The organism is Rhizobium sp. 05L419, from assembly GCF_056397845.1.
In genome coordinates this window covers 14,547-39,765 of record NZ_JBFTOF010000032.1, presented here as the reverse complement: position 1 = coordinate 39,765, position 25,219 = coordinate 14,547, and the positions used below count along the sequence as shown (strand labels likewise).

Annotated in this window: 27 protein-coding genes and 1 pseudogene; 13 read left to right on the top strand and 15 right to left on the bottom strand. The window is 62.2% G+C overall.

Going from position 1 to position 25,219, the window contains the following annotated elements; all coding sequences use genetic code 11:
• Positions 1 to 3 precede the first annotated feature (3 nt).
• The 6 genes from AC1DMK_RS27315 to AC1DMK_RS27290 are packed head-to-tail and all read left to right on the top strand — an operon-like array spanning position 4 to position 4,403.
• Complete coding sequence (locus AC1DMK_RS27315; RefSeq protein WP_037058882.1) at positions 4 to 231, top strand: hypothetical protein; 228 nt, start codon at positions 4 to 6, stop codon at positions 229 to 231.
• Positions 232 to 248: 17 nt separating this feature from the next.
• Complete coding sequence (locus tag AC1DMK_RS27310; RefSeq protein ID WP_477863544.1) at positions 249 to 1,694, top strand: TolC family protein; 1,446 nt, start codon at positions 249 to 251, stop codon at positions 1,692 to 1,694.
• A gap of 14 nt (positions 1,695 to 1,708) precedes the next feature.
• The gene (locus AC1DMK_RS27305) at positions 1,709 to 3,055 is read left to right on the top strand and encodes a multicopper oxidase family protein (RefSeq protein ID WP_477863522.1); all 1,347 of its coding nucleotides are present in this window, start codon (positions 1,709 to 1,711) and stop codon (positions 3,053 to 3,055) included.
• Positions 3,056 to 3,087: 32 nt separating this feature from the next.
• Complete coding sequence (locus AC1DMK_RS27300; protein ID WP_477863521.1) at positions 3,088 to 3,573, top strand: cupredoxin domain-containing protein; 486 nt, start codon at positions 3,088 to 3,090, stop codon at positions 3,571 to 3,573.
• Positions 3,574 to 3,596: 23 nt separating this feature from the next.
• On the top strand, positions 3,597 to 3,884 hold the full coding sequence (locus tag AC1DMK_RS27295; protein ID WP_037067853.1) for a copper-binding protein: 288 nt from the start codon (positions 3,597 to 3,599) through the stop codon (positions 3,882 to 3,884).
• A 57-nt stretch (positions 3,885 to 3,941) separates the two neighbouring features.
• Positions 3,942 to 4,403 (top strand): DUF411 domain-containing protein, encoded by a 462-nt coding sequence (locus AC1DMK_RS27290; protein ID WP_037067855.1) that lies wholly within the window; start codon positions 3,942 to 3,944, stop codon positions 4,401 to 4,403.
• Positions 4,404 to 4,437: 34 nt separating this feature from the next.
• Here the strand turns inward: AC1DMK_RS27290 and AC1DMK_RS27285 are convergent, their stop codons facing one another.
• The 8 genes from AC1DMK_RS27285 to AC1DMK_RS27250 all read right to left on the bottom strand — a co-directional run bounded on the left by AC1DMK_RS27285 (position 4,438) and on the right by AC1DMK_RS27250 (position 10,940).
• On the bottom strand, positions 4,438 to 4,806 hold the full coding sequence (locus tag AC1DMK_RS27285) for a hypothetical protein (RefSeq protein ID WP_477863520.1): 369 nt from the start codon (positions 4,804 to 4,806) through the stop codon (positions 4,438 to 4,440).
• Between the two features lie 94 nt (positions 4,807 to 4,900).
• Positions 4,901 to 5,332, bottom strand: a complete 432-nt coding sequence (locus AC1DMK_RS27280; protein WP_477863519.1) for an EF-hand domain-containing protein — start codon at positions 5,330 to 5,332, stop codon at positions 4,901 to 4,903.
• Between the two features lie 104 nt (positions 5,333 to 5,436).
• Positions 5,437 to 7,659 (bottom strand): copper-transporting P-type ATPase, encoded by a 2,223-nt coding sequence (locus tag AC1DMK_RS27275; protein WP_477863518.1) that lies wholly within the window; start codon positions 7,657 to 7,659, stop codon positions 5,437 to 5,439.
• Entirely contained in the window at positions 7,652 to 8,329 is a 678-nt protein-coding gene (locus AC1DMK_RS27270) for a methyltransferase family protein (protein WP_477863517.1), read from the bottom strand. The genes AC1DMK_RS27275 and AC1DMK_RS27270 overlap by 8 nt, the downstream gene beginning before the upstream one ends.
• Entirely contained in the window at positions 8,322 to 8,591 is a 270-nt protein-coding gene (locus AC1DMK_RS27265) for a DUF2933 domain-containing protein (protein ID WP_037067869.1), read from the bottom strand. Before AC1DMK_RS27265 ends, AC1DMK_RS27270 begins: the two co-directional genes overlap by 8 nt.
• A 55-nt stretch (positions 8,592 to 8,646) precedes the next feature.
• Entirely contained in the window at positions 8,647 to 10,125 is a 1,479-nt protein-coding gene (locus tag AC1DMK_RS27260) for a multicopper oxidase family protein (protein WP_477863516.1), read from the bottom strand.
• A gap of 109 nt (positions 10,126 to 10,234) precedes the next feature.
• Positions 10,235 to 10,582, bottom strand: coding sequence for a hypothetical protein (locus AC1DMK_RS27255; protein ID WP_477863515.1), 348 nt, complete (start codon positions 10,580 to 10,582; stop codon positions 10,235 to 10,237).
• A gap of 52 nt (positions 10,583 to 10,634) precedes the next feature.
• The gene (locus tag AC1DMK_RS27250) at positions 10,635 to 10,940 is read right to left on the bottom strand and encodes a hypothetical protein (protein WP_037067874.1); all 306 of its coding nucleotides are present in this window, start codon (positions 10,938 to 10,940) and stop codon (positions 10,635 to 10,637) included.
• A 705-nt stretch (positions 10,941 to 11,645) separates the two neighbouring features.
• Here AC1DMK_RS27250 and AC1DMK_RS27245 point away from each other — a divergent pair.
• Positions 11,646 to 12,194, top strand: coding sequence for a 3'-5' exonuclease family protein (locus tag AC1DMK_RS27245; protein ID WP_037067877.1), 549 nt, complete (start codon positions 11,646 to 11,648; stop codon positions 12,192 to 12,194).
• Between the two features lie 975 nt (positions 12,195 to 13,169).
• On the opposite strand, the gene AC1DMK_RS27240 is transcribed toward AC1DMK_RS27245, so the two are convergent.
• Together AC1DMK_RS27240 and AC1DMK_RS27235 are read right to left on the bottom strand one after the other, a co-directional pair.
• The gene (locus tag AC1DMK_RS27240; RefSeq protein ID WP_183719529.1) at positions 13,170 to 13,508 is read right to left on the bottom strand and encodes a hypothetical protein; all 339 of its coding nucleotides are present in this window, start codon (positions 13,506 to 13,508) and stop codon (positions 13,170 to 13,172) included.
• 483 nt (positions 13,509 to 13,991) lie between these two features.
• On the bottom strand, positions 13,992 to 14,318 hold the full coding sequence (locus tag AC1DMK_RS27235; RefSeq protein WP_037067885.1) for a hypothetical protein: 327 nt from the start codon (positions 14,316 to 14,318) through the stop codon (positions 13,992 to 13,994).
• 69 nt (positions 14,319 to 14,387) lie between these two features.
• Between AC1DMK_RS27235 and AC1DMK_RS27230 the strand changes: the two are divergent.
• The 5 genes and pseudogenes from AC1DMK_RS27230 to AC1DMK_RS27210 all read left to right on the top strand — a co-directional run.
• Positions 14,388 to 14,506 (top strand): annotated as a pseudogene (locus AC1DMK_RS27230) (aldo/keto reductase); the annotation flags it as partial.
• A gap of 263 nt (positions 14,507 to 14,769) precedes the next feature.
• Complete coding sequence (locus AC1DMK_RS27225; protein WP_037067888.1) at positions 14,770 to 15,165, top strand: hypothetical protein; 396 nt, start codon at positions 14,770 to 14,772, stop codon at positions 15,163 to 15,165.
• Positions 15,166 to 15,417: 252 nt separating this feature from the next.
• Positions 15,418 to 16,389, top strand: a complete 972-nt coding sequence (locus tag AC1DMK_RS27220) for a DMT family transporter (RefSeq protein WP_037067891.1) — start codon at positions 15,418 to 15,420, stop codon at positions 16,387 to 16,389.
• 199 nt (positions 16,390 to 16,588) lie between these two features.
• On the top strand, positions 16,589 to 17,521 hold the full coding sequence (locus tag AC1DMK_RS27215) for a ribose-phosphate pyrophosphokinase (protein ID WP_477863514.1): 933 nt from the start codon (positions 16,589 to 16,591) through the stop codon (positions 17,519 to 17,521).
• Positions 17,522 to 17,665: 144 nt separating this feature from the next.
• Positions 17,666 to 17,977, top strand: a complete 312-nt coding sequence (locus tag AC1DMK_RS27210) for a hypothetical protein (protein WP_477863513.1) — start codon at positions 17,666 to 17,668, stop codon at positions 17,975 to 17,977.
• A 54-nt stretch (positions 17,978 to 18,031) separates the two neighbouring features.
• Here the strand turns inward: AC1DMK_RS27210 and AC1DMK_RS27205 are convergent, their stop codons facing one another.
• From AC1DMK_RS27205 to AC1DMK_RS27195, 3 genes are all read right to left on the bottom strand, one after another.
• Complete coding sequence (locus tag AC1DMK_RS27205; RefSeq protein ID WP_477863512.1) at positions 18,032 to 18,469, bottom strand: VOC family protein; 438 nt, start codon at positions 18,467 to 18,469, stop codon at positions 18,032 to 18,034.
• Positions 18,470 to 18,900: 431 nt separating this feature from the next.
• Complete coding sequence (locus tag AC1DMK_RS27200; RefSeq protein ID WP_037067902.1) at positions 18,901 to 19,242, bottom strand: YciI family protein; 342 nt, start codon at positions 19,240 to 19,242, stop codon at positions 18,901 to 18,903.
• Between the two features lie 122 nt (positions 19,243 to 19,364).
• Positions 19,365 to 20,873 carry a winged helix-turn-helix domain-containing tetratricopeptide repeat protein gene (locus tag AC1DMK_RS27195; RefSeq protein WP_477863543.1) on the bottom strand — a complete coding sequence of 503 codons (1,509 nt, stop codon included), beginning with the start codon at positions 20,871 to 20,873 and terminating at the stop codon, positions 19,365 to 19,367.
• A gap of 238 nt (positions 20,874 to 21,111) precedes the next feature.
• Here AC1DMK_RS27195 and AC1DMK_RS27190 point away from each other — a divergent pair, with 238 nt between their 5' ends.
• Positions 21,112 to 22,278: an MFS transporter gene (locus AC1DMK_RS27190; RefSeq protein ID WP_477863511.1), complete on the top strand. Its 1,167-nt coding sequence runs from the start codon at positions 21,112 to 21,114 to the stop codon at positions 22,276 to 22,278.
• Between the two features lie 22 nt (positions 22,279 to 22,300).
• On the opposite strand, the gene AC1DMK_RS27185 is transcribed toward AC1DMK_RS27190, so the two are convergent.
• Together AC1DMK_RS27185 and AC1DMK_RS27180 are read right to left on the bottom strand one after the other, a co-directional pair.
• Positions 22,301 to 23,500 carry an adenylate/guanylate cyclase domain-containing protein gene (locus AC1DMK_RS27185; RefSeq protein ID WP_477863510.1) on the bottom strand — a complete coding sequence of 400 codons (1,200 nt, stop codon included), beginning with the start codon at positions 23,498 to 23,500 and terminating at the stop codon, positions 22,301 to 22,303.
• 34 nt (positions 23,501 to 23,534) lie between these two features.
• Positions 23,535 to 25,157, bottom strand: coding sequence for an MDR family MFS transporter (locus AC1DMK_RS27180; RefSeq protein ID WP_037067912.1), 1,623 nt, complete (start codon positions 25,155 to 25,157; stop codon positions 23,535 to 23,537).
• Positions 25,158 to 25,219: the final 62 nt, after the last annotated feature.

Below are 25,219 nucleotides of genomic sequence, written 5' to 3'. Positions count from 1 at the left end.
ATAATGAAACCCTCGCTTTTCGTGGTGGGGCTGCCGCTTGTTATCGGCGGCTGCGCATCCACGCTTCCTCCCGATGTGGTGGCGTCCGCCGCCGCAGTCGAACAGCCGTTCGCGCGCCCGGCCGCATACCGCTCGCCGATTGCGGGCTATGTCGCCAGGCAGCCCGTCGATCCCAAGCCATGGCGCAGACAGAACGATCTGCAGTCGCCGGCGGATGGAGACGCCTCGTGATCGACCCCAAAAAACTGATGGCCGTGCTGGCATTCCCGCTGGTGCTGAGCGGCTGCGTCACAGGCGCCGAGTATTCCGGCAAGGAGGCGGGCTTCACCTCCGTCTCAAACAAGACTGCCACCGTCACTGCGAAGCAGACCGTCTGGATCCAGAATAAGAACCAGGCCCGGTCGGCCGCCGCGCAGGTCAGAAGCCTGCTCGCGCGAAAGAAGACCCTCGACGCCGAGACGGCCGTCCAGATCGCCTTGCTCAACAACAGGGGCCTCCAGGCGGCCTACGCCGATCTTGGCGACAGCGCCGCCGACGCCTGGCAGTCGACGATGTTCATCAACCCGACCGTCTCCATCGGCACGACGGGCATGGGGACGCCGGAACTGGAGGCGTTCAAGACCATCGAGGGGATGATCACGACGAACATTCTGGCGCTCGCGACGAGGAACCGGGACATAGCGATCGCCGACACCCGCTTCCGGCAGGCACAGTTGACCGCTGCCGTGAAGACGCTTCAGGTCGCCGCCGACACGCGGCGTGCCTGGATAGGGGCGGTGGCGGCCTGGGAGAACGTCGGGCAGCTCCAGCGCGCCCAGGCAACGGCGGACGCCGCTTCCGAGCTCGCGGAGAAGCTGGGCGAGACCGGCGCGATGACCAAGGGCGCCCAGGCCCGCGAACATGTGTTCGTCGCCGAACTTGCCGGAGAGACCGCCAAGGCCCGCCTGGCGGCACGTCTCGCCAAGGAGGAATTGACGCGGCTCATGGGCCTCTGGGGTTCCGACCTGGACTACCAGGTTCAAAACAGTCTGCCGCCGCTACCCAAGTCCGTCGCCAGACGCGACACCATCGAGGCAGAAGCACTCCGAAACCGGATAGACCTAGAGGTGGCGAAGCTCGAACTCGAAGCCACTGCCAAGTCGTATGGTCTGACCGAGGCGACCCGCTATGTCACCGACCTCGAAATCCTGACCGGTTTCGAAACGGAACGGGAAATCGAGGACGACGAGAAGAAGACTAGGACGACTGCCCAGGTCGAACTGGAGTTCGCGATCCCGATCTTCGACACCGGCAAGGCCCGGATGCGCAAGGCCGAAGCGGCCTACATGCGTGCGGCAAACCTGCTGGCGGAAAAGGCCGTCAACGTCCGGTCGCAGGCCCGGTCCGCTTACGAGGCATACCGCTCGAATTACGACATCGCGCGGCACTACCGAAACGACGTCGTGCCGCTTCGCACCAAGGTCGAGGAGGAGTCCCTGCTGACCTACAACGGCATGATCTCGAACACCTTCGAGCTGCTGACCGACACCCGCGACAAGATCAACTCCATCCTGCTCTCCGTCAACGCGAAGCGCGACTTCTGGCTGGCCGAAGCCAACCTCGCGCCTGCGATCTACGGCGGCGGCGCGACGAACGCGTCGGCAGAGACCGAGGTCACCGCTGCTTCCGAAAGCAGCGGTGGCGGCGGCCATTGAGAAAGGACATCACAATGTTCAACAGACGACAACTGTTCGGTGCGAGCGCGGCCCTTCTTGCGGCCGGAGCCTGGACGAAGACGTCGGCGATGGGCCTGCCCGACGCCCCGACAATGGAATCGGCCGACATGCAGCCGCCCCTCCACCCGACCTCCGGTCCGGACTACCAGCCGGTCGTCACCTTGAACGGCTGGACCTTGCCCCACAGGATGAACAACGGCGTCAAGGAGTTTCATCTGGTCGCCGAGCCGGTCGAGCGCGAGATGGCCGACGGCATGACAGCCTACTTGTGGGGTTACAACGGCCAGTCTCCGGGTCCGACGATCGAGGCGGTCGAAGGCGACCGCGTCCGCATCTTCGTCACCAACAAGCTGCCGGAGCACACGACGATCCACTGGCACGGCATGCTCGTGCCGTCGGGCATGGACGGCGTCGGCGGGCTGACGCAGCCGCACATTCCGGTCGGCAAGACCTATGTCTACGAGTTCGACCTCGTGAAGTCCGGCACCTTCATGTACCACCCGCATTCCGACGAGATGGTGCAGATGGCCATGGGCATGATGGGCTTCTTCGTCGTCCATCCCAAGGACCCGAAGTTCATGCGCGTCGACCGCGACTTCGTCTTCCTGCTCAACGCCTACGACATCGATCCCGGCTCCTACGTGCCGCGCATCATGGAGATGACCGACTTCAACATGTGGTGCTGGAATAGCCGCGTGTTTCCGGACATCAGCCCCCTCGTCGTTTCCAAGAACGACAGGGTGCGGGTGCGGGTCGGCAACCTGACGATGACGAACCATCCGATCCACATGCATGGCTACGACTTCGAGGTGACATGCACGGACGGCGGCTGGGTCCGGCCGGAGGCGCGGTGGCCGGAGGTGAGCATCGACATCCCGGTCGGCGCGATGCGCGCCTACGAGTTCGACGCCAAGTACCTCGGTGACTGGGCGATCCACTGCCACAAGTCGCACCACACGATGAACGCCATGGGTCACGACATCCCGACCTTCATCGGGGCGGACAAGTCGAAGGTCGCCGACAAGATCAGGAAGCTGCAGCCGGAATACATGCCCATGGGCACCAAGGGCATGGCAGATATGGGCGAAATGGAAATGCCCATCCCCGAAAACACCGTCCCGATGATGACCGGCTGGGGCCCGCACGGCCCGATCGAGATGGGCGGCATGTTCTCGGTCGTGAAGGTCCGCGAGGGCATCTCGGCGGACGACTACTCCGATCCGGGCTGGTACGAAAACCCGCCCGGAACGCAGGCCTGGGAGTGGGCCGGCGAGCTGCCGGACGCGACCAAGGCCAAAGACGCGAAGACGCAAATCACCCCCAGGCCGACAAACGGCTGAGGCTCAATCTCCCACATCAAAAGGATCTACGCATGAAGAACTATGTACTGGCACTGGCGCTCGTCGCACTCGCAACCCCGGCGCTCGCTTCCGGCAATCACGCTGGCGGCCATGGTGAGAAGATGGCCATCGGAGAACCCGGCGACAAGGCCAAGGCGACACAGACGATCCGCGTCACGATGAAGGAAACCGACGACGGCAAGATGATCTTCACGCCCGCCGTCTTCAACGTCCGCAAGGGGCAGACGGTCAAGATCGCGATCAAGAATGCCGGAACCGTCGACCACGAGTTCGTGCTCGATCAGGAAGACAAGATCCTGGAACACAAGAAGGTCATGGAGAAGTTCCCGGAGATGGAACACGCCGACCCCAACTCGATCCGGCTTCCGGCCGGCCAATCCGGCGAGATCGTCTGGAAGTTCACCACCGACGGCGAGTTCAAGTTCGCCTGCCTGATCCCGGGCCACTACGAGGCCGGCATGCACGGCGACGTCAACGTCAACGTCGCCGGGAAGTAACCACAATCAAAGGAGCCACAAGCATGAAAACTGCAATGATCAAAATCGGCGTAGCCGCCCTTCTTTCGGCCAGCGCGGCCTTCGGTGCGTTCGCTGAGGAATTCACCAAGGGCGTCGTCAACAAGGTCGACGCCAAGGCGAAGAAGGTCACCATCAAGCATGAGGACCTGAAGAACCTCGACATGCCTGCAATGACGATGGTGTTCCGCGTCGACAACCCGGCTCTGCTCGAAAAGCTGAAGGAAGGTTCGAGCATCGAATTCGTTGCCGAACGCGTGAATGGCAAGCTGACCGTCACCGAAGTAAAATAGCGGACTCCTGGCCGCCCGGATCCATCCGGGCGGCCAGGACATCGAGGAGTTGAGACGATGCACAGGAGAAGCTTCATCGCAATGGCGGCATCCGCGCTCGCGTTGCTAGGCGGAGGGGCACGCGCCGCCACGCCGGTCAAGATGACGGTCTACAAGGATCCGAACTGCGGCTGCTGTCATGAATGGTCGAAGGCGATGGCCTCGGCAGGATTTTCCGTCGACGCCCGCGACACCGACGACCTAGCCGCGGTCAAGGCGCGGCTGGGCGTGCCTGCCGACTTGGAGGGATGCCACACCGCCGTCATCGAGGAATACTACCTCGAGGGACACGTGCCGCTCGAGGCTGTCCAGCGCCTGCTACAGGAGCGGCCGCCGGTCCGGGGGCTGGCCGTGCCGGGCATGCCGTCCGGCTCGCTGGGAATGGGTGACGACCCGCAGGCATCCTATGACGTCTATGCGATCCCCTCGGGGACCGGCGCGCCATACGTGTTCATGGAGGTCCGCCCCCGGAAGGGCTGACGCCTCGATCGACCAAGCCATGTCGTACGACCGCTCAGGAAACTGGAGTGTTGCAGAGCGCTGCCCAGAGATCGTGCTTCCAGTCGGTTCCCGGCCGCGCCGACACGTCGATCGCATAGTCGGCGGAATTGATCCGGACCATGGCGGGCGAAACGCAGCGCACGCTCGCCTGGTGTCTACCTCCGTCCCGATAAAGCACAGTCCCGCCACCGTCGAACTCTGACAGCGTGATGACGACGTCGAAATCGAAGGCCGGATCGCGGGCAGGACCGCCCTCCGCCAGACTGAGGCTGACCGACCGGCTGCTGCCGAACGAAGCGGTGTGGAAGATGGCAAGGCCGGAGGCCGCCGACATCGATGCGGACTGCGCGCAAAGGATCAGAGACAGAAGGATGCGGTGCATTTACCCCTCCCGTGGTCAATGCAATCTGATCCTATCATATCCTCGGAGGCTCCGCGACTATTCGCAGAGCCCGAGGCTTGATCCCTAGTCCCCGCTACGGCCGCATGAACGCCTGCAGCTCGTCGGTCGTGACCTTGCCGTCCTTGTTCGCGTCCACGGCGTCGAATATCCGCTTGTGGATCGCCGTCACCTCCTCGAAGGACAGCGCGCCGTCTCCGTCGGCGTCGGCGACCGCGAACATGATCTTCATCATGTGCCCGCGCATCGCCATCATCGGCATGCCCCCCATCATGCCGGGCTGCATCATGCCCCGTCCCATCATCCCGCCTTGCATCATGTCGCAGCCGGGCATTCCGCCCTGCCCCTGCCCGGACATGCCGTCGGTGCCGGAGGGTGGGGTCACCTGCGACGAGTCGGTGGGATGATGAGGGTCGGCGCCGTTCGCCTGTGCTATGGCGAAACCTGTTCCGCCGAGCGTAATCAGCGTGGCCAGCAAGGCCGCATGTGGTAATCTTTTCATAGTCATGTCGCTTCTCCTTTAGCGTGGTTTCTTCATCCGCCTGCCTCCTGGGATCCTGCGCAGGACCGGCATTTGGAATGTCGTGTTCCGGCGGGGACGCCGCCGGCCACCTAGTCGATCGACGAGCGCCGCAGCCGCAGCGAGTTGCCGATGACGCTGACGGAGGACAGAGCCATGGCGGCGGCCGCGATGATCGGCGAGAGCAGCAGCCCCAGGGCAGGATAGAGCACCCCGGCCGCGATGGGCACGCCGGCTGCGTTGTAGATGAAGGCGAAGAACAGGTTCTGACGGATGTTGCTCATCGTCGCGTGGCTGAGCTTGCGCGCCCTGGCAATGCCCTGCAGGTCGCCCTTCAGCAGCGTGACGCCGGCGCTCTCGATCGCCACGTCCGTTCCCGTGCCCATGGCGATTCCGACGTCGGCGGCGGCGAGCGCCGGGGCGTCGTTGACCCCGTCGCCGGCCATCGCGACGACGCGGCCTTCTGATCGAAGCCTGGCGACTACCTTGCCCTTGTCCTCAGGCAGGATCTCCGCCTCGACTTCGTCGATGCCGAGCCTTCTGGCCACCGCCTGCGCCGTCGTCCTGTTGTCGCCAGTGAGCATGACGACGCGGATGTTCTCCTCTTCGAGCGAGCGCAGCGCCTCGGGCGTCGTCGCCTTGATCGGATCGGCGATGGCGACAAGACCGCCCACCTTGCCGTCGACGGCGACGTAGATCACCGTCGCACCCTCGCCGCGCAGCGCCTCGGCCTCGGCCGAGAGTGCCGCGAGGTCCACGCCTGCCTCCGCCATGATCCGATGGCTGCCAATGACCAGCTTCCTGCCATCGACGGTTCCGGTGACGCCCTTGCCGACGGGGCTGTCGAACTCGCGGGCCTCGCCCAGCGCAAGGCCCCTCTCCAGCGCCGCGGCGACAATGGCCGCCGCAAGGGGATGTTCGCTGGCACGCTCGAGTGTTGCGGCCAGCCTCAGGAGTTCGGCTTCGTCGAACCCTTCGACGGCCTTCAATGCGGTCACCTTGGGTCTGCCTTCCGTCAACGTGCCGGTCTTGTCGACGACAAGCGTGTCGATCTTTTCGAAGCGCTCCAGCGCCTCGGCGTTCTTGATGAGGACGCCCATTCGCGCACCGCGGCCGACGCCCACCATGATCGACATCGGCGTCGCCAGTCCGAGGGCGCATGGGCAGGCGATGATCAGCACGGCGACGGCGGCGACGAGGCCGTGGGCGAAGCGCGGCTCCGGTCCCCAGACGCCCCAGGCCACAAAAGCGGCCACCGCGATCAGGATCACAGCCGGGACGAACCAGCCCGACACCTGGTCGGCCAGCCTCTGGATCGGCGCTCGGGAGCGCTGGGCCTCGGCCACCATGCGGACGATCTGCGAGAGCATCGTGTCGCGCCCGACCTTGCCGGCCTGCATGACGAAGCCGCCGCTCTGGTTCATCGTGCCACCGATCAGCTTGGCGCCGACATCCTTGGTGACCGGCATGGATTCGCCGGTGATCATGGATTCGTCGACGGAGCTGCGCCCCTCCAGCAACGCCCCGTCGACAGGGACCTTCTCGCCCGGCCGTACGCGCAGACGGTCCCCGACCGCGACGACGTCCAGCCCGACGTCCTCGTCCGATCCGTCTTCACGGATGCGGCGGGCCGTCGTCGGTGCGAGGTCGAGCAGCGCCCGGATGGCGCCGCCGGTCTGCTCCCTCGCCCGGAGTTCGAGAACCTGGCCGAGCAGCACGAGTGCGGTGATGACCGCGGCCGCCTCGAAGTAGATCGCGACCGAGCCGTCGGCGGCGCGGAACGTGGCAGGAAAGATGTCCGGCGCCGCCGTGGCGACGACGCTGTAGATCCAGGCCACGCCCGTTCCCATCGCGATCAGCGTGAACATGTTGAGGCTGCGGTTGAGGAGCGAGGCCCAGGCCCGCTCGAAGAACGGCCATCCGGCCCAGAGCACGACGGGCGTCGCAAGCACGAACTGCATCCAGTTCGAGAGCTGCGCGCCGAGCAGCATGTGCAGGTTGGTGAGATGGCCGCCCATCTCGAGCGCGAGAACGGGCAGCGACAAAGTGAGTCCGATCCAGAACCGCCGGGTCATATCGACAAGTTCGGCGCTCGGCCCGGTCTCCTTCGTCGTGACCTCCGGCTCGAGCGTCATGCCGCATATCGGACAGGTGCCGGGGCCTACCTGCCGGATCTGCGGATGCATCGGGCAGGTATAGATCACGCCCTCCGGAGCCTCCGGCGGCCTGGTGGCCGCTTGCGTGGCCGGCCGCCCTTCTTCGTGATGGTGATGGCCGCCGTGGGCATGGCCTTCATGGACGTTGTGGTCAGTCATGGACAGCTCCTCCGCGATGGCTTCCAGCGGCGTCCTTTCCGAGGCCGAACCTTGGAAGGAACCGGGGAACCGTTCTGGCATAGGCATCCCACGCGGCTCCGAACTCGGCCCGCGAGGCCTCCTCCTCCCGCTTCGCCAGGCGCACGTAGACCCAGACCAGCACTGGGAACATGGCGAGCGTCACGAGAGTCGGCCACTGCAGAAGGAATCCTATCATGATGACGACGAAGGCGTCGTACTGCGGGTGCCGGACGCGGGCGTAGGGTCCCGTGGTCGCCAGGCAGTGCTCGCGCTGCGCGGCGTAGAGCACGTACCAGCTCGAGGCGAGCAGCCAGAAGCCGGCGATGATCAGGATGTTGCTCGCGAGATGGAACGGCCCGAAATGCGGGTTGACGCGCCAGCCGAACATCATCTCCAGGAGGTGGCCGGCGTCGTGCGACCAGAAGTCGACGCCCGGAAACTGTCGGCCAAGCCAGCCAGACAGCAGATAGACGGTAAGCGGGAAGCCGTACATCTCCGTGAAGAGCGCGACGACGAAGGCGCAGAAGGCGCCCAGCGAGCGCCAGTCCCGTTTCGTCTCGAGCCTCGTGAAGCTCGCGGCGAAGACGATGAAAACAACGGAATTGATGATCACCAGGCTCCAGAGCCCGTAGGCCGGCATGTCAGACATCGTCGGTCTCCTTGCGCCGCTGTTGGTCCATGCCCGCCTGGTGGCCGGCATGATCGTGACCGGAATGGCCGGAATGACCGCCGTGGCCATGATGCATGAAGAGATGCATCAGCGGGCAGGCCAGGATGAGCAGCCACGGCAGGATGCCGAGGACGTGCACGCGGTGTTCGTATGCGATGAGCGCCAGCGTGATCGTGGCGAAGGCGATAAAGACGGTCCGGCTATACGTGCTCCAGGCCGACGGGGGATGATTGTCGTTCATGAGGATGCCTCGTTCGAAGGAGTTCGGGGAAGGCGTCGCGGTCCATTGGACCGCGTCAGCCGATGCCGTCGTAGGTGACGTAGGCCATCATGCCCGTCGCCATGTGGTAGAGATGATGGCAGTGAAGCGGCCAGCGGCCGGGATTGTCGGCGTCGAAGGCCAGGACGACGCTCGCCATCGGCGGCAGCAGGACCGTGTCCCTGACCGCGCCCGCGACCGGGGTTCCGTTGATGCCGACCACCTGGAAATGATGCCCGTGCAGGTGCATCGGATGCGCCATCATCGACGCGTTTTTGATTGCGACCTCGATCCGCTCGCCGCGCTTCACGACGAGACCGTCCGCCCCGTCGATGCCCCAGGTATAGGCGGTCATATCGCCCGTCAGCGACAGATCGAAGCGGCGGTCCGCCGCACGGGACACAAGCGGGCTAACAGGACGCAGGCGCTGCTCGAGATCGAGCCCGAGAACCGGCCCCTTCGCGTCGCCCACGACCGGAATCTTTCGAATATCCGCCCCTGCCGTGGCCAGGACGACGCCCGTGCGCTCAACGGCCCCTTCGCGAAGGGCGAGGACTGGGAAGGCGCCGTCCTCCTTCGGCAGGCTCAGCAGGATGTCGAGGCGCTGTCCCATGGCGACCGGAAACGAGGTCCCACCAACCGGCACCACGCCCTGCCCGTCGACGGCTATCAACTCTGCGGAAAGGTGGCCGGTGTCGATGGTGAAGGCGGTCGCCGTCGCACCGTTGATGATCCGAAGGCGGACGCGACCGCCCTTCTCGACCCTTACGACTTCGGGATCGTCGAGCGTGCGGTCGTTTGCGAGATAGGCGTCGTAGTCGATGTCGTTGAGGTCCATGGACCCCATTCCCGGCATCGCCATGCCCGCCATGTCGTTGCCGGACATCATGTGCTGCATGCCGGCCATGCCCTGCATCGAGCCGTGATCCATCGGCATGGCACCGGACGCGGCATTCCCGTTCAGCTTCGCCAGCAGTTCCTCCGCCGACAGGAAGGAGAAGTCGTGCAGCAGGACGACGACCTCCTGCTCGTCCCGTTTCTTATCGTCTGCGGTCCGCACGATCAGCGGGGCGGCGAGCAGGTTCTGCTCCTGGAGGGTATGGGCGTGCATCCAGTGCGTGCCGCCCGCCCCGACGGGAAAGGTGTAGCGGCGCGTTTCGGAGGGCTTGAGAAATGCCGCCGGATTGTCGGGCACGCCGTCGGCCACCCAGGGCGGCGTCAGGCCGTGCCAGTGGATCAGTGTCGGTTGGTCGATAGCGCTCGACAAGGCGACGTCGAATTCGGTTCCGGCGTCGAATGCCAGTCCAGGCGTACCGTCCGGCCCGACAAGGCCGAAGACGCGGGCCGATCTGCCCTTGACGTCGATGGTCCTGTAGCCGACGGACAAGTTGCGTGGTTCGGGAGATGCCTTGGCGGCGGCATCCTGCGCTCGGCTGCCTATGGGACGAAGGGCGACCGATGTGCCGAGCGCTGCTGCGCCGACCATCAGGCCGTTGAGAAATTCACGACGTTTCATTGTGGTGGTCCTGGTTTCCGGGTCGGCTGCGCCGACCATTGGTCATGGGCGTCCGGAGGGACGCCCGTGGAAGCGACCGGATGCCGCGACGAGGCGGCCTCCGGCATCCTCAGACCGGAAGACGAGGAGGACCGAGCGTCGGCGGAAGCGCCAGACCGCTACCGGTCTGGTCGCCCCATGTGAAACGGAAGAAGGAACCAATGGCTGCGGGAGCTTCCGTCCTGTCGATGCTGGACAGGACGACGCAGAAGCTGCATTGGACGGTGCAGCAGGCCTTGTGGTCGGAAGTGTGAAAGCCGCCTTGAAGCGAGACGTCGGCGCCCTTTTTCAGGCCGAAGGAATGCTCCAGGTCGGACTGTCCGTGGGCCGGACCTTCATGGCACCGCATCGCCTGCACGCCTGCCGCGGGCGCAAGCAGAAACGCGAGTGCGACCAGGAAGGCGAGCACTGTGTTCATCCATGCAAACCTGCACCGGTCGGCGGCCATGTGCGCGGCTCCGCTCCCCTACTCAGCCGAAACGACGGCAGATGAAATTGAAGATCGCAGCGATCGATGCTCCTGCATAGCCGCCGAAGATGACGCTTTGAAGGAGGCCCAGCGCCAGGCTTCGAAGATCGAAGCCCGTTAGGCCGAGATAGAACTGCAGCCATGGCCTATGAAGACCCCATTCCGGCGCGACGAAGCCGAGCAGCATGCACAGCAGGAACGAGATGGAGGCGAAGACGGCGAGCGTTGCGCCCAGCACAGGAACCGAAACATGAGCCGGCGTGGCTGGAGATGTCTCGGAATGGACATTCAAGATTGTGTTCGCCATTGAACGATCCTCCGCCGGGCTGCATATGCAGCCACCTTGACGAGCGAACAATGAACCTGCCAGTCGCGTGCTTCTTTGATTTAAATCAAGAATGCGAAAACATCACCCGGTTGCTGCCATGATGCTGAGGTTTGATCAAGTTATGTTCATTAGATTCGTCATAAGGCTGTTTCGTGGCCAGAATTCTGAACGGCCGTGAGTTCAGTCGGTATCTAGCTGCCGCATGCCGAAAGAAGGCGTTCTTCTGCAGCGAGGCCTGGCGGCGGCGGGCGCGCTTCGAGGACTTCTCGTCAAGACCGGCAAGGCCGCGCCTGGATACGGGCGAAATTGGGGACCGATGACCAGTCTGAGCGAACGGACGATGCCGATGATCTCGTGAGACAGCTCGCCCGTCCAAAGCACGGACCGCCTGATACGTTCACGTCGATCAGCATATTCGCTTACGATCTCAACGAGCGCGGCGATCCCGTCCAAGCATGGGAGACCGTCGTCGACGAGACCGAGGCGGAAGCCATTGAAGAGGCCAAGGACGTCGCTTCCCGTCATGCGGGGATCTCGTCGTTCGGCGGGATGGAAACCCTGCGGGGAAGGAGGCGAGCCGATCGTCGTCCGCTTCGGGAAAACGGGCGACTTCTACGAAGGGATCACGGCAACTGCAGGCAAGCGCGCATTGCGACCGTCCGATCACCGCCCTACCTACTGGCGATGATCGCATTCCTCGATTTTGAAGCCTCCTCCCTCAGCAAGCACAGCTACCCGATCGAGATCGCCTGGGTCTTCGAGGACGGCCGCTCGCGATCGTTGTTGATCAAGCCCAAGCCGGGATGGACAGACTGGTCGGCGGACGCAGAAAAGATCCACGGGATTTCGCGCGACTTGCTGCAAGCGGAAGGGGTCGAGGTTGAACTCGTCGTGCGGGAGATGATCGAGGTGCTCTCGGGAAACGAACTTTATGCGAGTTCGCCGTCCTGGGACGGGAAGTGGCTCAGTGTGCTGCTTAGAGGTGGAGCGATGCCGCGGCATGCGTTGCGACTACGAAAAACCGACGATCTCTTTTTGGAAGCGGTGTCGGGAATCCTTTCTGGCCGAGGCGACGGCGTCGACGTCGCGGCTTTAGTTGCTGACATCATTGCACAGTCGCGGCCATCCAATCCGCCTCATCGCGCTCTCCCTGACGCGTTCCTCGAACTTGAGCGGCTCAAACTTGTCCGCGACGCAGCAACGAGGATCGCCAAATCCGGACGGCGACGGTAATGCCCCTACATCTCGCTCTGCTGGACGCCCGCGTGCCCTAGGAGTTACGATGCGAGGCGAACGCGCGTCATGTAGCAGACGCCACCAATGACGGCAGCCGGGCCCTTTGCGGACATTCTTGATCCATGCTAGCCTCAGCCATTCTGACGAATGAGGAAACCTTCCAAGCCGCACGAGGGGTAGAATCGTGGAAAGTAACCATGGTTGAATGGGGGCCATGTTGCCTCTGCGGCCGAGGCATTGAAGCAAAGTCTCCTAATCCACTTCGTCTTACTGCTGAGACCTCAGATGGCAAATGGCAGGTTTGGTTTGCTCACGCTAGTTGCTTCAAAGACAAGTTGATTGATCCGCCGGATGCGCCGCCCGGTTTTTTTGACCCAGCACATTTTTAAACGGCCGCGCTTTGCGGACGAGGCTGTTGTCGCCTTTCGGCCCCATTGCGGACTCAGCGCCACTATTCACAACGGTTGTACGTGGCCATTCCATAGGATTAATTACAGCCAATTTCATTTGGCCGGGGTGATCTGTGGCTCGAAAGGAACAAACGGGGGTCCGATTTTCTCAGGCTGTGAGGGTAAGCACCGTTCTGATTGCGAGCGCCATCGCAGTTGGTGCCACTATCATATTTCTCGTTCTCAGCGTTGTGGGGTTTGCTGCCTGGAGTGACTACGCGTTTCGCGGGGGTCCGGAGGCCGCACAGTGCAGCGATGCGGAGGCCGTTATGTGGGGCATGGCGTGGGCCGCACCTGCCAGCCTAGTGCTCGCTGTCACCGCTGGTTGGCTGGCCTTTCGAATATTCCGTGCGAGATAGTCGGATTGATGTGAGCGCTTGTGGCGTTACAACGCCGAAGGCTCAGCAGTACTGTCAGCCCAAAGAGGATGCCACCGTTCACGTCCAGTTCATGACGAGCCTTTTGCAGTCCATCCACCGTTCCGCCCCCGGATCGGAGGCGGGTTATGCTCGCCTGAAGGCGCTCAGGTTACAAATGGCATGATATCTACGCCATCCCCAGGAAACACTGTGATGTGCGGGTGGTCCTCAAACAGCCGTGCGGCGGCCTCAGCGGTTTCCGCCTCGACTACCAGGTAACCGCAGAACGGGTTTACAGCTTTGGCGACCCCGTCCTTGGTGATACGGGTCGTTTTGCCGACCATGCCACCACGATCAAGGATGAACGCAGCGTTTCTTTCCTCCCACGTTGCCCACTGCGCTATGCCAACGGCGTCAATTGCATCTTGCTCGGCTTTTGGCAGTCTTCGAAAAGACGAGAGGTCTTCGGGCTTCATAGTGTAAACGGCAAGAAAACGTGGCACTGGCACTTTCTCCATATGCTTAGGTTGTTGGTCAGCTTACACGTCTCGCATGGAAAATCACCCATTGCCCCGCGCCAGGGCCGCCTTCGGCCCAAAGCAGACTCCGTGATACGACATCCTGAAGTTGTAGTTTCCCGAGTGCGCGGAATAACATAAACACTGTCAGCCATTTCCCGACAGAAGTTATTTTTGCGATGAGACCACGATCCCTGCGATCCCACCTGATAGACGCTGCGCTCACATCGGCTCGAGCCGTGGGTACGCCGCTTTGGCTTTACGAGGCAGAGCCAATACGGGAACGGGTCAGGCAAGTCTGCAACCCGGCCATCGCCGCACGCCGCTTGACGATATCGTTGACCGATTTTGGCTCGTCAGCGGCTCAGGGTGAAATGCTCTAACGTCAGGTATTTTTTGGGCGTCGGTCTGGGCTATCGCTTCAAATGGATCCATTTTGCGGTCGTATGGGGTCACGTGCAGGGCAACTCAGGCAAATACGGCAATACAGACGGCCATCCAGATTAAGGCCGTCCCCAGTGCCATCGCCCGCCGGGCGTCGACGACTTTGTCTGCATCCTCCTCCGCTACAGGTGTGGTCACAATCCAAGGCACGGAACCAAGTGCTGCAAATCCGATGATAGCTACAACCACCACAAGATAATCGATTGTATGCCAGCGCCCCTGTTCATACACTCCCCAGTAACCCAGAAACGCCATTCCCACTGCAAACATGGTGGCGGACGCAGAGCAAAGCCCTGTAACGGACCCGGTAGGTGCGCGCGTGTTGCTTTTTCCACGTGTTTGCAAGCTCATGACGCGATATCCATGACGGTTGGGCTGTCTCTCTGCAAATATGTCAGGAATTGAGCGCGGCGTGAAGCGCTGGCGACTCTCTGGGACGGCCGCGAAATTCCCCGCCTCGGTATGGGATGCTGGGCGATCGGCGGCCCGTTTTATGCCGGCGACACTCCGCTTGGCTGGGCGAAGTCGATGACGATGACGATGAACGATCCGATCTATCGAGGAGTTTGTGTCTCCTATCGGCCCCATTGCGGACCCGACGCCACGATTCACAACGGTTGTTTTTGGCCACTCCATAGGATTTTATTGCCGCCAATTTCATTGGACTGAGGTCATCTGTGGCTCGAAATGAACAAACGGGGGTACTATTGCTTGTATGTGAGGCTGCAAGGTTAAGCACCGTTGTGATTGCGAGCGCCCTGGCCGTTGGTGCCACATGTCACCGAATTGAGGCTGCCGCTTGATGGAAGCGCCTCCCGATCTGAGCGACGAGGAACGAAATGCGCTGTTGCAGAGTTTGACGGCAGTAGGCTTTTCTAAGCCGATTGGGTATCTGCCACTCTACACAATCGAAAGGTTCTTACGACTTACACCGGAAGCTCTTGCCGACGCTGCGGCGAAGCGTGGCCTCGCAACGGTTCAGTTCGCTGCGGCGGCATGTCGCATCAAGAGCGGTGCGCTTTATGCATACCATCGTCAGGCGCTCGCGAGCCTTTTGCAAGTAAACGCCGCTACCGTTCGTGCCGCTGGACTTCCGTTGGACCCGGATGAATTTGTATCCCAGATCGCTACAGTGTGGTTTCAGGAGCAGCATCTAGCATATCCGGTCATTGCCGCTGCATTTGGCGACAACGCTTGATATTCGTGCGGCTTTCACCGGCGAGAATACAACCACACCACCCCTGAATTAGAGAAAAATGAGGGCTCCTGGCGCGTAGGGACGCCGTGCCGTGACTACTTTCGGTCCGAAGCAGCCAGCGCCTATTCATCGGGAAATGCTGCGTTTTAATCGTAGCCGGCCCGCCGACGCTGGAGGTCGTCCTCGCGCAATAGGGCGAAGTGCCGCCGCCTCCATCTGTGCAGCGCACGGGAACTGTGGCATAACTGGTCCATGGCGATACATGTCTTGGCGGTCCATCGCGACACGGTCGGGACGGAACAGGCGGCGGGCGGTTCGCTTGCCGCCGCCTATTCCGTGGGGGTTTTCTGCTGGCTGCTGTCGGCCGGCGTCTATATCGCCGCCAAGTGGGTCTCTTCGGAGATGCCGCCCTGGGCGCTTTGCTTCTGGCGCGTGCTGATCGCCTGGGCGATCCTGATGCCGATCGTGTACCGACATTTCGGCGCCATGATCGCGCTCGTGCGGGCTCGCGGCCTCGAGCTGCTCGCCATCGGCGGTATGGGGCTTGCGATCTGCCAGGGCCTGATTTTTGTCGGCCTCGGACATGCTGATGCCACTACTGCCGGCATCATCATCGCCCTTATCCCGATCATCACCATGATCCTTGCCCGTTTCATTCTGGCTGAGCCGATGGGACGCTGGCAGGTGATCGGATCGATCCTCGCCTTTCTCGGGATCGTGGTCATCATCGTCAAGGGCAGCCCGGCTGCGCTCTTGCGTCTCGACCTCAATCCCGGGGAGTTGTGGATCGTCGCTGGCGCGTTCTGTTTCAGCCTCTATACCGTCCTGCTCCGCCGGGCGAAATTCGATGTGAATCGCCTTGCGCTCCTGGTGCTGCTCCTCGGTGCTGCGGTGCTGACGGCGCTGCCCTTCTACCTGTTTGAGCTTGTCTCCGACGAGCGCTCGACGCTGAATGCCAGCGGCCTTATCGCGCTCGGCTATGTCGCGATCCCGGGCGGCGCGGTTATGTATTATCTCTTCAATCGCAGCATCGAGGCTCTGGGGGCGGCGCGGGCGGGCGTGCTGCTTTACATCCAGACGATCTTTATCGCCGTGCTCGCCTACCTGTTCCTCGGCGAACAGTTGCAACGCTATCATCTCGAAGGCGCGGCACTCATAGTCGCCGGCTTGCTTCTCATCATCCTGCTGAAGCCAACGACCAGAGCGGAGGCGACCAAAGCCTGAGTACAAGCGCAATGGCTTTCCCAATGATCGCTTCTGGGGCGCGTTCCGGCCGAGGCGTTCGTCTGGAGTCGGCCCGAAGCGGTCGACTGCCGAAAAACGAGAAGGACTTGGTTGTGATTTCACCCGCAACGCTCTAAAGGTGTCGGCGAACGGGTCACGCTAAATGTTCCCGAAGGCTCCTTGAAACAGGATCGCGCTAATGAAGCTGGTGACCGGTAACTCCAACCGCGCCCTCTCCGAAGCCATTGCCAAATACCTAAATCTTCCCCTCATAGACTGCACGGTCGACCGTTTCGCCGACCAAGAAATACACGTTCAAATCCACGAGAATGTGCGCGGCGAGGATGTATACATCCTCCAGTCAACAAGCACCCCGGCTGACGGCAATCTCATGGAGTTGCTTATCCTGACAGATGCGTTGCGACGCTCATCTGCTCGCCGTATCACCGCCGTGATGCCCTACTTCGGCTATGCACGCCAAGATCGCCGCCTCGTTGGTCGCACTCCAATTTCGGCGAAGCTGGTGGCCAACATGATAGCAGGTGCAGGCGTCTACCGGGTCATAACGCTCGATCTTCATGCGGAGCAAATTCACGGCTTCTTCGATATTCCGACTGATAATCTAATTTCAGCGCCAGTAATGACACGCGACATTGAGCAGCATTACGACACAAATAACTTGATTATCGTTTCTCCCGCCGTTGGCGGCGTAGCGCGGGCCCGCGCCATCGCTAAGCGTATCGGGGCCGATCTTGCCATCGTAGACAAGCGGCCGCCGAGCGCAGGCGTGTCGGAAGTAATAAGCATCATTGGCGAGGTGTCCGGGAAGAGCTGTCTTCTCATCGATGACATCGTTGATAGCGGCGGGACGCTGATTGATGCCGCAGAGGCCTTGTTGGAAGCCGGTGCCAAGGAGATATCGGCCTACATCACGCACGGTGTCCTTTCTCAGGGTGCCTGCGAACGGATTGGCGGAAGCAGGCTCAAGGAATTGGTCGTAACCGACTCCATTCAAGAAATGGAAGATCAGCGCCAGACCGGCAACATCCGACGCATTAGTATCGCGCCACTGATCGGCGAAGCGCTAGCCCGCACTGCAAGGGAGCAAAGCGTTTCAAGCCTGTTCAGCTAATTGGGTTGCTAGTACCAATCGCGATGTCCGCTCCTGGCGCAATCTGATCGAAACGCTCGTCCGCCCACGGCCCTAAGCCAACTTTTCGGTTAAAGTCGAGGCAGCACCATCGGCTTCCGTTTCCGTAAAAATGTGGCCCTTGTGATGAGTGAGCGGATCGTTGACCTGAGAGCCATGAGTGGCCGGCCGATTTCGGAGGTGCTCGTGCCGCGCCGCAAGGATACTGAGCAGGAATTCGCCCAGGGCTTTGATGGAATGACCGCAGAACCGGTGGAATTCGATGCGCTTCTGAAAGCGCGGGACGAATTGGTAGCAGAAATAGCCGGAAGGATGCCGGACGGTCACCGGGCGTTCTTGCTGGGGTTCAAAAAAGGTGAGCCCGACTGGTCCCTGCTGGGGCGTAGAGGGGGCCGAGAACCTGCCTGCCGTAAAGAGGAAGCAGCTCAATCTGGATAAGCTATCGCATGGTGCGCGCAACCGAGGGCGCGTGGGGTATTGCCTTCAATGCACTCACTTGAGTTCTTCTGCGAGTCCGATGAGGAGCCCTTCAGGCCCGCGGATGTAGCAGAGCCGATAGGCGTCCTTATACTGGACCACTTCGCCTACGAGCTGCGCGCCGCGCATGCGGAGCCTTCCAAGCGTCTCGTCGATGTCGTCCACGGCAAACATGACGCGGAGGTAGCCTAGGGCGTTGACCGGGGCTTTCCGATGATCTGCGACGACAGGGGGCGTGAGGAAGCGGGAGAGCTCGAGCCGGCTGTGACCGTCCGGTGTGCGCATCATGGCAATCTCGACATGCTGATCGCCCAGTCCAGTGACGCGTCCGGCCCATTCTCCTTCGATCGTAGCCCGCCCTTCGAGCTCGAGGCCGAGTTCGCGAAAGAAATCAATGGTCGCGCTGAGGTCTTCGACGACGATTCCCACATTGTCCATCCGCCTGAGCGCCATGTTTCCAATCCCCAAGGTGCCGTTTCAATCTTCGAGGTGTCGCCTCGTCTGACAAAGGACGTTTGAGAGGCTCCAACGCCGACAGCCATCCACGCCCCATTCGCTGTTTTCACATCAGAAGCTTGAATTATGGACTGCGTCGAATCTCCAACTTGTTGTCAAACGGTCTCTCAGACCTTGGTTTGCGCGCGTACTTTCGCGCCAGTAGGCTTCAAAGCCTGGAAGTCCTGATCTCGGCGGTCGCGCTCGTGGCAGCTCGATTGTCGGCAAGCCCTTGATCGACGCGCCCGTCGGACAGTGATCGACAACGCTCTGCTGTGCGACCGCGCCTACCTTGGGGACATATCGCAGCCACCAAAGCAGAACCTGCTGCCGGAAGCCATCGTCGCGGAAACTCGCGTCCAAGCCGCTCCGTGACCGTCGGGTCCCGGTCAGTGAAACGGACGCACCTCGACCGGCGCCCGACAGGCAACGACGGCCTTGCGCCCCCACGCCAGCGCCTCGTCCAGGTCAGCGGCTTCCAGCACCCAAAAACCGCCCACGTGCTCCTTGGTCTCCAGGTACGGCCCGTCGGTGATGAACACCCCACCATTGGGCTGCGCCCGCAGGGACCTCGCGCTGCTTGCCGGGTGCAGGCCGCCAACGAAAATCCTGACGCCAGCAGCCTTCATCTCGTCGTTGAGGGCGTCGATATCGCGGGACATCGCTTCGTCCTCTGCGACGGACGGGTCGTAGTCGTCGGGGTGGTGAATTGCGACCAAGTACTGCGTCATGACTTCTCCTCTAGCGGTCCTCGCGCGGGCCGTTGCCCCGCCTTCACGAGCTAGACGAGCGGCCGGATCGGAATTCGACAAATCGCCCGAGAAATTTTCCGACCGTTGCTGCGTTGGGCACGTCACTCCGGAAGACCGGCCTTGCGGTAGCCATCGACGAAATGCTCAAGCGTCGCAGCGTCGCGGAATGGCTCCGTCGTGGCCCAGTGGCGGGTTGTGAAATGCGGGTTGCCGACAAGGAACAGTTCGACCTCTGCGCGCGCCTGGTCGAGCCGGCCGAGTTGCGCAAGGCTTGCCGCCAGAAAACGGCGTGAGCTTGTACGATAAGTCTCGTCCCTGCGCAGCGTCTCGACAGCGGCTTCGTATTCGCCGGCCGCATACTGCGCCTGGCCGAGCGTCAGATAGTACCAACTCGCCGGAAAGGGGTTCAGTCGGAATGCCTTGGCGATATGCTCAAGGCCCTCCTCGACCCGCCCGGCCAGCACCGCGATATCAGACAATGCCGCGAAGGTATCGGCCTCGTTCGGGTCGAGCTCGATCGCCTTGGCGAACTCCGCATCCGCCTCGGCGAAGCTGCGCTCGTAGGCAAGCAGGTAAGCAAGAATCCAGCGACAACCGGCATCGTTGGGATCGATCGCGACAGCTTTGCGTGCCAGTCCCAAGGCAACGCTACGGGTGGGTTCCGTCGGTCCGCCGCTGTGCACCCATCCCATCCAGTGGTTTATGGCGAGCCAGCGATAGGCCTCGGCGTAATCAGGATCGAGGGAAACCGCGCGCGTCAGCATCAGATGCGCTTCCCGCGCCGTCTGCGGCGAATCATCCATCAGCTTGCGCGCCCGCACGCAAAGATCGTAGGCCTCGAGATTTTTGGGCCGATTGCGCGGCGGCGGGGGGCGAAGCCGGCCGAGCAACGCCTCCACGATCTTGGCCGTGACCTCGTCCTGAACGGCAAAGATATCGTCCAGGTTGCGATCGAAGCGTTCCGCCCATAGGTGATCGCCACTCGCCGCGTCGACCAACTGCGCGTTGATGCGCACGCGCCCCGCAGCGCGTCTTGCGCTACCCTCCAGCAGGTAGCGCACGCCCAGGTCCTCAGCGATCGCGCGCACGTCCATCGCCTTTCCTTTGTACGCAAAGGCTGAGTTGCGTGCGATGACGAACAGGCCGGAAATCCTGGACAGGTCGGTGATCAGGTCTTCGGTCAACCCATCCGCGAAGGATTCCTGCTCGGGATCGTTGCTGACATTGACGAAGGGCAGCACGGCTATCGATGGTTTATCGGGCAGCGGCAAAGGCTTTCGCTTTGCGCCACCGAGCTGCTCGACGGCTCCCGTGAAGCGGTAGCCGACGCGCATAACCGTGGCGATCCATCGGCCACCGTCGGCGGAAGGACCAAGCAGTTTCCGCAGCAGCGCGATCTGGACGGTGAGGTTGCCTTCCTCGACAGCCGTGTCCGGCCACGCCGCGTCCATCAACTCGGCCTTCTCAAGGATTTCGCCGGGCCGTCCGACGAGCGCCGCAAGCAGCTTCAGCCCCCGGTAGCCAACGGCAACGGGATCATCGTCCCGAAGGAGCGTTCCCGCACCCGGATCAAGCACGAACGGACCAAAGGCAAAGCGCGATCCCTGCATACAGCGCATCTATAGCCCGTTTGGAAGTTTTTGAGAATTATTTGGGAGAGCTTAATTACGAGGCTGTTCGTATCCTGCAGAGTGCATCCTCTTTCAGGTCGAGGGCAAAGATCGCAGAGCCTTCTCGCGAGGAAAAGGCCAATGCTGCAATCACACTCGATCGCCAGTTTCGGCGTGCCGCAGCGGTTCGTCGGCACTTGCACTTGCCGGAATTCGCCGGCCCTGCTTGGAGGTCTGAATGACTGCCGAAAGCACGACATCACCACAAGGGAACCGGACCCCATGGGCTGCGATGGCAGGCATCATCGCGACCATCACGGTGTTCGCCGTGGCACAGGGGCTAACCTATCCCCTGCTCAGCTTCATCCTGGAGCGGCAGGGGACGACATCAGGCCTGATCGGCCTGTCGGCGGCGATGACACCGCTGGGCTTCATCGTCTCCGCACCCTTCATCCCCGCGTTGGCGCGCCGCGCGGGCGGAGCGCGGCTCGCGATCGTGTGTTCGTTCCTGACCGCGCCGACCCTGTTTGCGATTGCCTTCACTCAGGACGTCTGGGCCTGGATGCCGCTGCGCTTCCTGCTCGGCTTCCTCGCCAATCCGCTTTACGTGATCAGCGAGACCTGGCTGATCGCGGTCACGCCTGCGCCGCGCCGGGGCCGCATCATGGGCCTCTATTCATCGGTCGTTTCGGGCGGCTTCGCCATCGGCCCGCTGTCGCTCGGCCTGGTCGGTACGCAGGGTTGGCCACCCTTTTTGATCGGCATCGTCGCCTTCCTTCTCTGCGGCCTGATCGTGCTTGCGGTCGTGCCGCGGCTGCCTGACATGCCTGAAGAAGGCGAGCAAATATCGGTCGGCGGCTTTTTCGCACTGGCGCCGCTTCTGTTGTTTGCAGTTTTCACCGCAGCCGCCTTCGAGCAGACCCTGCTTTCCCTGTTCGCGGTCTATGGCGCAGCACTCGGCAGCGCCGAGGAGCGCATCGCGTCGCTCATCACCTGTTTCATCGCAGGCAATGCCGTGCTGCAGATTTTGCTCGGGCGCGTGGCCGAACACCTCGGCTCGACGCGGACCATGTCATTCTGTACCCTGACTTGCCTGGCTTGCTGCCTGCTGCTGCCGTCGATCTTCAACTCATGGCTGATCTGGCCGCTCGTTTTCGTCTGGGGCGGGGTCTCGTTCGGGATCTACACCATGTCGCTGATCCAACTCGGCGAGCGTTTCACCGGTCCGGCCTTGATCGCGGGCAACGCGGCCTTTGCGTTCGCATGGGGCATCGGCGGCATCGTAGGCTCGCCCGCGACGGGCCTCGCGATGCAACTGATCGGACATCAGGGGCTGCCATCGTCCCTTGGCCTGCTGTGCGGCGTACTTGCGGCTTTTCTGATGGCGGAGAGACGGCGGCTCTGATCGAGGCACGGCCACGCCGGCGTCAGGCAGCGATCGTAAACAGCTCGATCGGATCGTCGAAGCCTTTGAGTTGATGGAAGCTGGTGGACACGATGCTCTGCGAACCGATCCTGCGTTGGAACGCATCCGACATCAGCAGTGACGTCCCGACCACGCCGCACGCAGTCTGGATCCGGCTGAGGAGATTGACGTCCGGACCGATCACTGTGAAATCAAGTCGGCGTCCCGAACCCACGTTGCCGTAGCTGACCTTGCCATAGTGAAGCGCAATACTTGCCCTGATTGTAGTGCCGCCGAGTTCGAAGCGTTCGAGGCTGTCGAGGATCTCGTCCGCCGCCGCAAGGGCCGAACTGCTCGCGGCCTGCGTATCGGAACTCGGAAAGAATGCCAGCACGGCATCGCCCATGAACTTCAGCACTTCCCCGCCCTGACGCGTAATGGCGGGCACCACCATGCCGAAATAGGCGTTCAGCAACTCCAGCACACGATCACCGGGCAGTCGGTTCGAGAGTTCGGTGAAGCCGCGGAGATCGCAAAGAAGCAGGGCTGCCTCCATCGTTTCGATCTCACCCTGGCGAATGCGTCCGGCAAGGATGCGCTGAGCGGTCATCGGGCCGATGTAGGTGTCGAGAAGGCTGAGTTCGGCCTGACGCATCACGCGCAGTTCGCAGGTGTTTCGCAAAGCCGGGAGAATGCGCTCGATGACGCGATTGTCCGACATCGTGAAGCCTCCCGGACGCCGTGTGCCGAAGACCGCAGCGCTGACCGGGCCATCGACGTTGCAGAGCGGGGCGACGACGAGCTGGTTCAGACCTCGGCCGGTAAAGACGTCGATATCCTGCCACGGCCATTTCGTCTCGTCCGCGCCCACGATCATCGGCTCGCGGCTATCCATCACCTGGCGAAGCGGGCTCGTGGCAAAGCCAAGCCTGGCACCGTGCTCCCGGTCGTGGATTTCGACGGGTTCGCCCGGTGCCCAAGCGATGGTGCGCCCCAGGAACTCCGGATGAAGGGTCATGAGATGCAGCGTGAGGCGATCGATCGGAAGGCCGATGGCCTGCAGCCGCCGGCCGAGCCCGGCGATCAAGCCGGCTTCGTCGATGGCGTGGCACTCGTCGCCGGACAGCCACTCCAGAACGGAAAGCACCAGGTTCGGATCGACGCTGCGGCCGAGGGAAGCCTGTTGATCACCGGCGACCGGATCTTTGAAGAACGTGTTCATGGCTTTGCCTTTCGGGGTCTGTGACAGGAGGCGCTCAGTGAGCGCCGCCGCCGGACAGGCGACCGGGCTTCTTGAGGAGCAGGGTAGCGGCAAGGGCGACAAGCAGGGCGATGCCGAGCAGGAAGAAGGTGTCGCTGAAGGCCATGATGTTTGCCTGCCTCCGCAGTTTCAGAGCGATTGCGACGACGGCCTTGTGGGTTGCGACCGCCTGGTCGCTGACGCCGTGGCTCATGAAGTATGCGGTCAGCTTTGCCACGCGGTCGCGAGTGGCTTCTTCGAAAACCGAGACCGAGTTGGTCAGGATGTTCGAGTGAAACTGCTCGCGCTTCGACAGGAAGGTCTGCAGCGAGGCGATGCCCACGGCACCCCCAAGGTTTCGCATCATGTTGAACAGAGCCGATGCGGAACCTGCATTCTCCTGCTCGATGCCTGCGGTGGCGATCGCCGAAAGAGGCGTGAAGACCAGGGCCTGACCGATGGCGCGGACGATGTTCGGCCAGAAGAGCTGGTCGCTGGCATAGTCGCCTGTCATGTGAACGTTCATCAAGTTGGAGGCGGCAAACAGCGCGAAGCCGACGACGATCAGCAGCCGCACATCGAAGCGCTTCATCAGCCGCGGAACGAGGGGAATCAGCAGAAGCTGCGGGATGCCCGTCCAGGCCAGCACCATGCCGATCTGTTCCGAGTTATAGCCCTGGATGCGCGTCAGATAGATCGGCAGCACGAAAACCGAGCCATAGAGTGCAATACCGAGCAGGAAGTTGGCGAGGATGCCGAAGCCGAAGTTGCGGCGAACGAGCAGGCGCAGGTTCAGGAGCGGATGCGCGGTCTTGAGCTCGATGATCAGGAACAGGGTCAAAGAAACGGCGGCGATGAGCGACAGGCGGACGATGAAATCCGAACCGAACCAGTCTTCCTTGTTGCCCTCCTCAAGCACGGTCTGCAGGGCAGCCAGGCCGACCGACATGGTGATGATGCCCGGCCAGTCACCCTTGGCAAGCAGTGAAAGGTTCATCGGAGCACGATCAAGGGACACCCACAGCATGGCGACCATCAGCGAACCCGGAACGAGGTTGACGTAGAAGATGTACTCCCACCCGAAGTTCTCCGTCAGGTAGCCGCCGATGGTCGGGCCGATGGCCGGCGCAAAGGTGGCGGACAGTGCAAACAGCGCAAGTCCGATCGGCTGCTTGGCCTTCGGCAGCAGCGTGATGATGATGGTGAAGGCCATCGGGATCAGCACGCCGCCGGAAAAGCCCTGGATGGCACGCAGGACGATCATCTGCTGCAGGTTCACCGCAAAGGCGCACGACACCGAGAAGAGCAGAAACAGGACCGCGTTCGTGAGCAGGTATTTGCGGACCGAGAAGACCTTCGCCAGCCAGGCGCTTAGCGGAATGACGACGATCTCGGCGATCAGATAGGAGGTCGATATCCAGCCGCCGTCGTCCGTCCCGGCACCGATCGCGCCCTGGATGTCGGCAAGCGATGCATTGACGATCTGGATGTTGAGCACGGCCATGAACGCACCGAGCGTGGAGCCGATGACGGCGCTCCACATCCGGAGCGGGGTCATCGCCGGCCTGGCCGACGGGGAAGCGGCCTGGACGGGATTGATCGATTGATTGCTGTTTGCTGCGATCTGGAGCGTGGTCATGACTTATCTCCTTCGGCTCTGCCGAAAACCTCTCATGACTTGGGGAGAGTGATAATCGAGAA

Bases quoted from the DNA above. Each gene is read 5' to 3' on its own strand.
- AC1DMK_RS27225 (WP_037067888.1), top strand. From the start codon at position 14,770: ATGGAAGCGCCTCCCGATCTGAGCGACGAGGAACGAAATGCGCTGTTG.
- AC1DMK_RS27250 (WP_037067874.1), bottom strand. From the start codon at position 10,940: ATGGCGAACACAATCTTGAATGTCCATTCCGAGACATCTCCAGCCACG.
- AC1DMK_RS27300 (WP_477863521.1), top strand. From the start codon at position 3,088: ATGAAGAACTATGTACTGGCACTGGCGCTCGTCGCACTCGCAACCCCG.
- AC1DMK_RS27185 (WP_477863510.1), bottom strand. From the start codon at position 23,500: ATGAACACGTTCTTCAAAGATCCGGTCGCCGGTGATCAACAGGCTTCC.
- AC1DMK_RS27290 (WP_037067855.1), top strand. From the start codon at position 3,942: ATGCACAGGAGAAGCTTCATCGCAATGGCGGCATCCGCGCTCGCGTTG.
- AC1DMK_RS27275 (WP_477863518.1), bottom strand. From the start codon at position 7,659: ATGACTGACCACAACGTCCATGAAGGCCATGCCCACGGCGGCCATCAC.
- AC1DMK_RS27210 (WP_477863513.1), top strand. From the start codon at position 17,666: ATGAGTGAGCGGATCGTTGACCTGAGAGCCATGAGTGGCCGGCCGATT.
- AC1DMK_RS27260 (WP_477863516.1), bottom strand. From the start codon at position 10,125: ATGAAACGTCGTGAATTTCTCAACGGCCTGATGGTCGGCGCAGCAGCG.
- AC1DMK_RS27270 (WP_477863517.1), bottom strand. From the start codon at position 8,329: ATGTCTGACATGCCGGCCTACGGGCTCTGGAGCCTGGTGATCATCAAT.
- AC1DMK_RS27265 (WP_037067869.1), bottom strand. From the start codon at position 8,591: ATGAACGACAATCATCCCCCGTCGGCCTGGAGCACGTATAGCCGGACC.
- AC1DMK_RS27200 (WP_037067902.1), bottom strand. From the start codon at position 19,242: ATGACGCAGTACTTGGTCGCAATTCACCACCCCGACGACTACGACCCG.
- AC1DMK_RS27255 (WP_477863515.1), bottom strand. From the start codon at position 10,582: ATGAACACAGTGCTCGCCTTCCTGGTCGCACTCGCGTTTCTGCTTGCG.
- AC1DMK_RS27245 (WP_037067877.1), top strand. From the start codon at position 11,646: ATGATCGCATTCCTCGATTTTGAAGCCTCCTCCCTCAGCAAGCACAGC.
- AC1DMK_RS27295 (WP_037067853.1), top strand. From the start codon at position 3,597: ATGAAAACTGCAATGATCAAAATCGGCGTAGCCGCCCTTCTTTCGGCC.
- AC1DMK_RS27190 (WP_477863511.1), top strand. From the start codon at position 21,112: ATGACTGCCGAAAGCACGACATCACCACAAGGGAACCGGACCCCATGG.
- AC1DMK_RS27235 (WP_037067885.1), bottom strand. From the start codon at position 14,318: ATGAGCTTGCAAACACGTGGAAAAAGCAACACGCGCGCACCTACCGGG.
- AC1DMK_RS27205 (WP_477863512.1), bottom strand. From the start codon at position 18,469: ATGGCGCTCAGGCGGATGGACAATGTGGGAATCGTCGTCGAAGACCTC.
- AC1DMK_RS27195 (WP_477863543.1), bottom strand. From the start codon at position 20,873: ATGCAGGGATCGCGCTTTGCCTTTGGTCCGTTCGTGCTTGATCCGGGT.
- AC1DMK_RS27285 (WP_477863520.1), bottom strand. From the start codon at position 4,806: ATGCACCGCATCCTTCTGTCTCTGATCCTTTGCGCGCAGTCCGCATCG.
- AC1DMK_RS27180 (WP_037067912.1), bottom strand. From the start codon at position 25,157: ATGACCACGCTCCAGATCGCAGCAAACAGCAATCAATCGATCAATCCC.
- AC1DMK_RS27305 (WP_477863522.1), top strand. From the start codon at position 1,709: ATGTTCAACAGACGACAACTGTTCGGTGCGAGCGCGGCCCTTCTTGCG.
- AC1DMK_RS27280 (WP_477863519.1), bottom strand. From the start codon at position 5,332: ATGACTATGAAAAGATTACCACATGCGGCCTTGCTGGCCACGCTGATT.
- AC1DMK_RS27310 (WP_477863544.1), top strand. From the start codon at position 249: ATGGCCGTGCTGGCATTCCCGCTGGTGCTGAGCGGCTGCGTCACAGGC.
- AC1DMK_RS27215 (WP_477863514.1), top strand. From the start codon at position 16,589: ATGAAGCTGGTGACCGGTAACTCCAACCGCGCCCTCTCCGAAGCCATT.
- AC1DMK_RS27220 (WP_037067891.1), top strand. From the start codon at position 15,418: ATGGCGATACATGTCTTGGCGGTCCATCGCGACACGGTCGGGACGGAA.
- AC1DMK_RS27315 (WP_037058882.1), top strand. From the start codon at position 4: ATGAAACCCTCGCTTTTCGTGGTGGGGCTGCCGCTTGTTATCGGCGGC.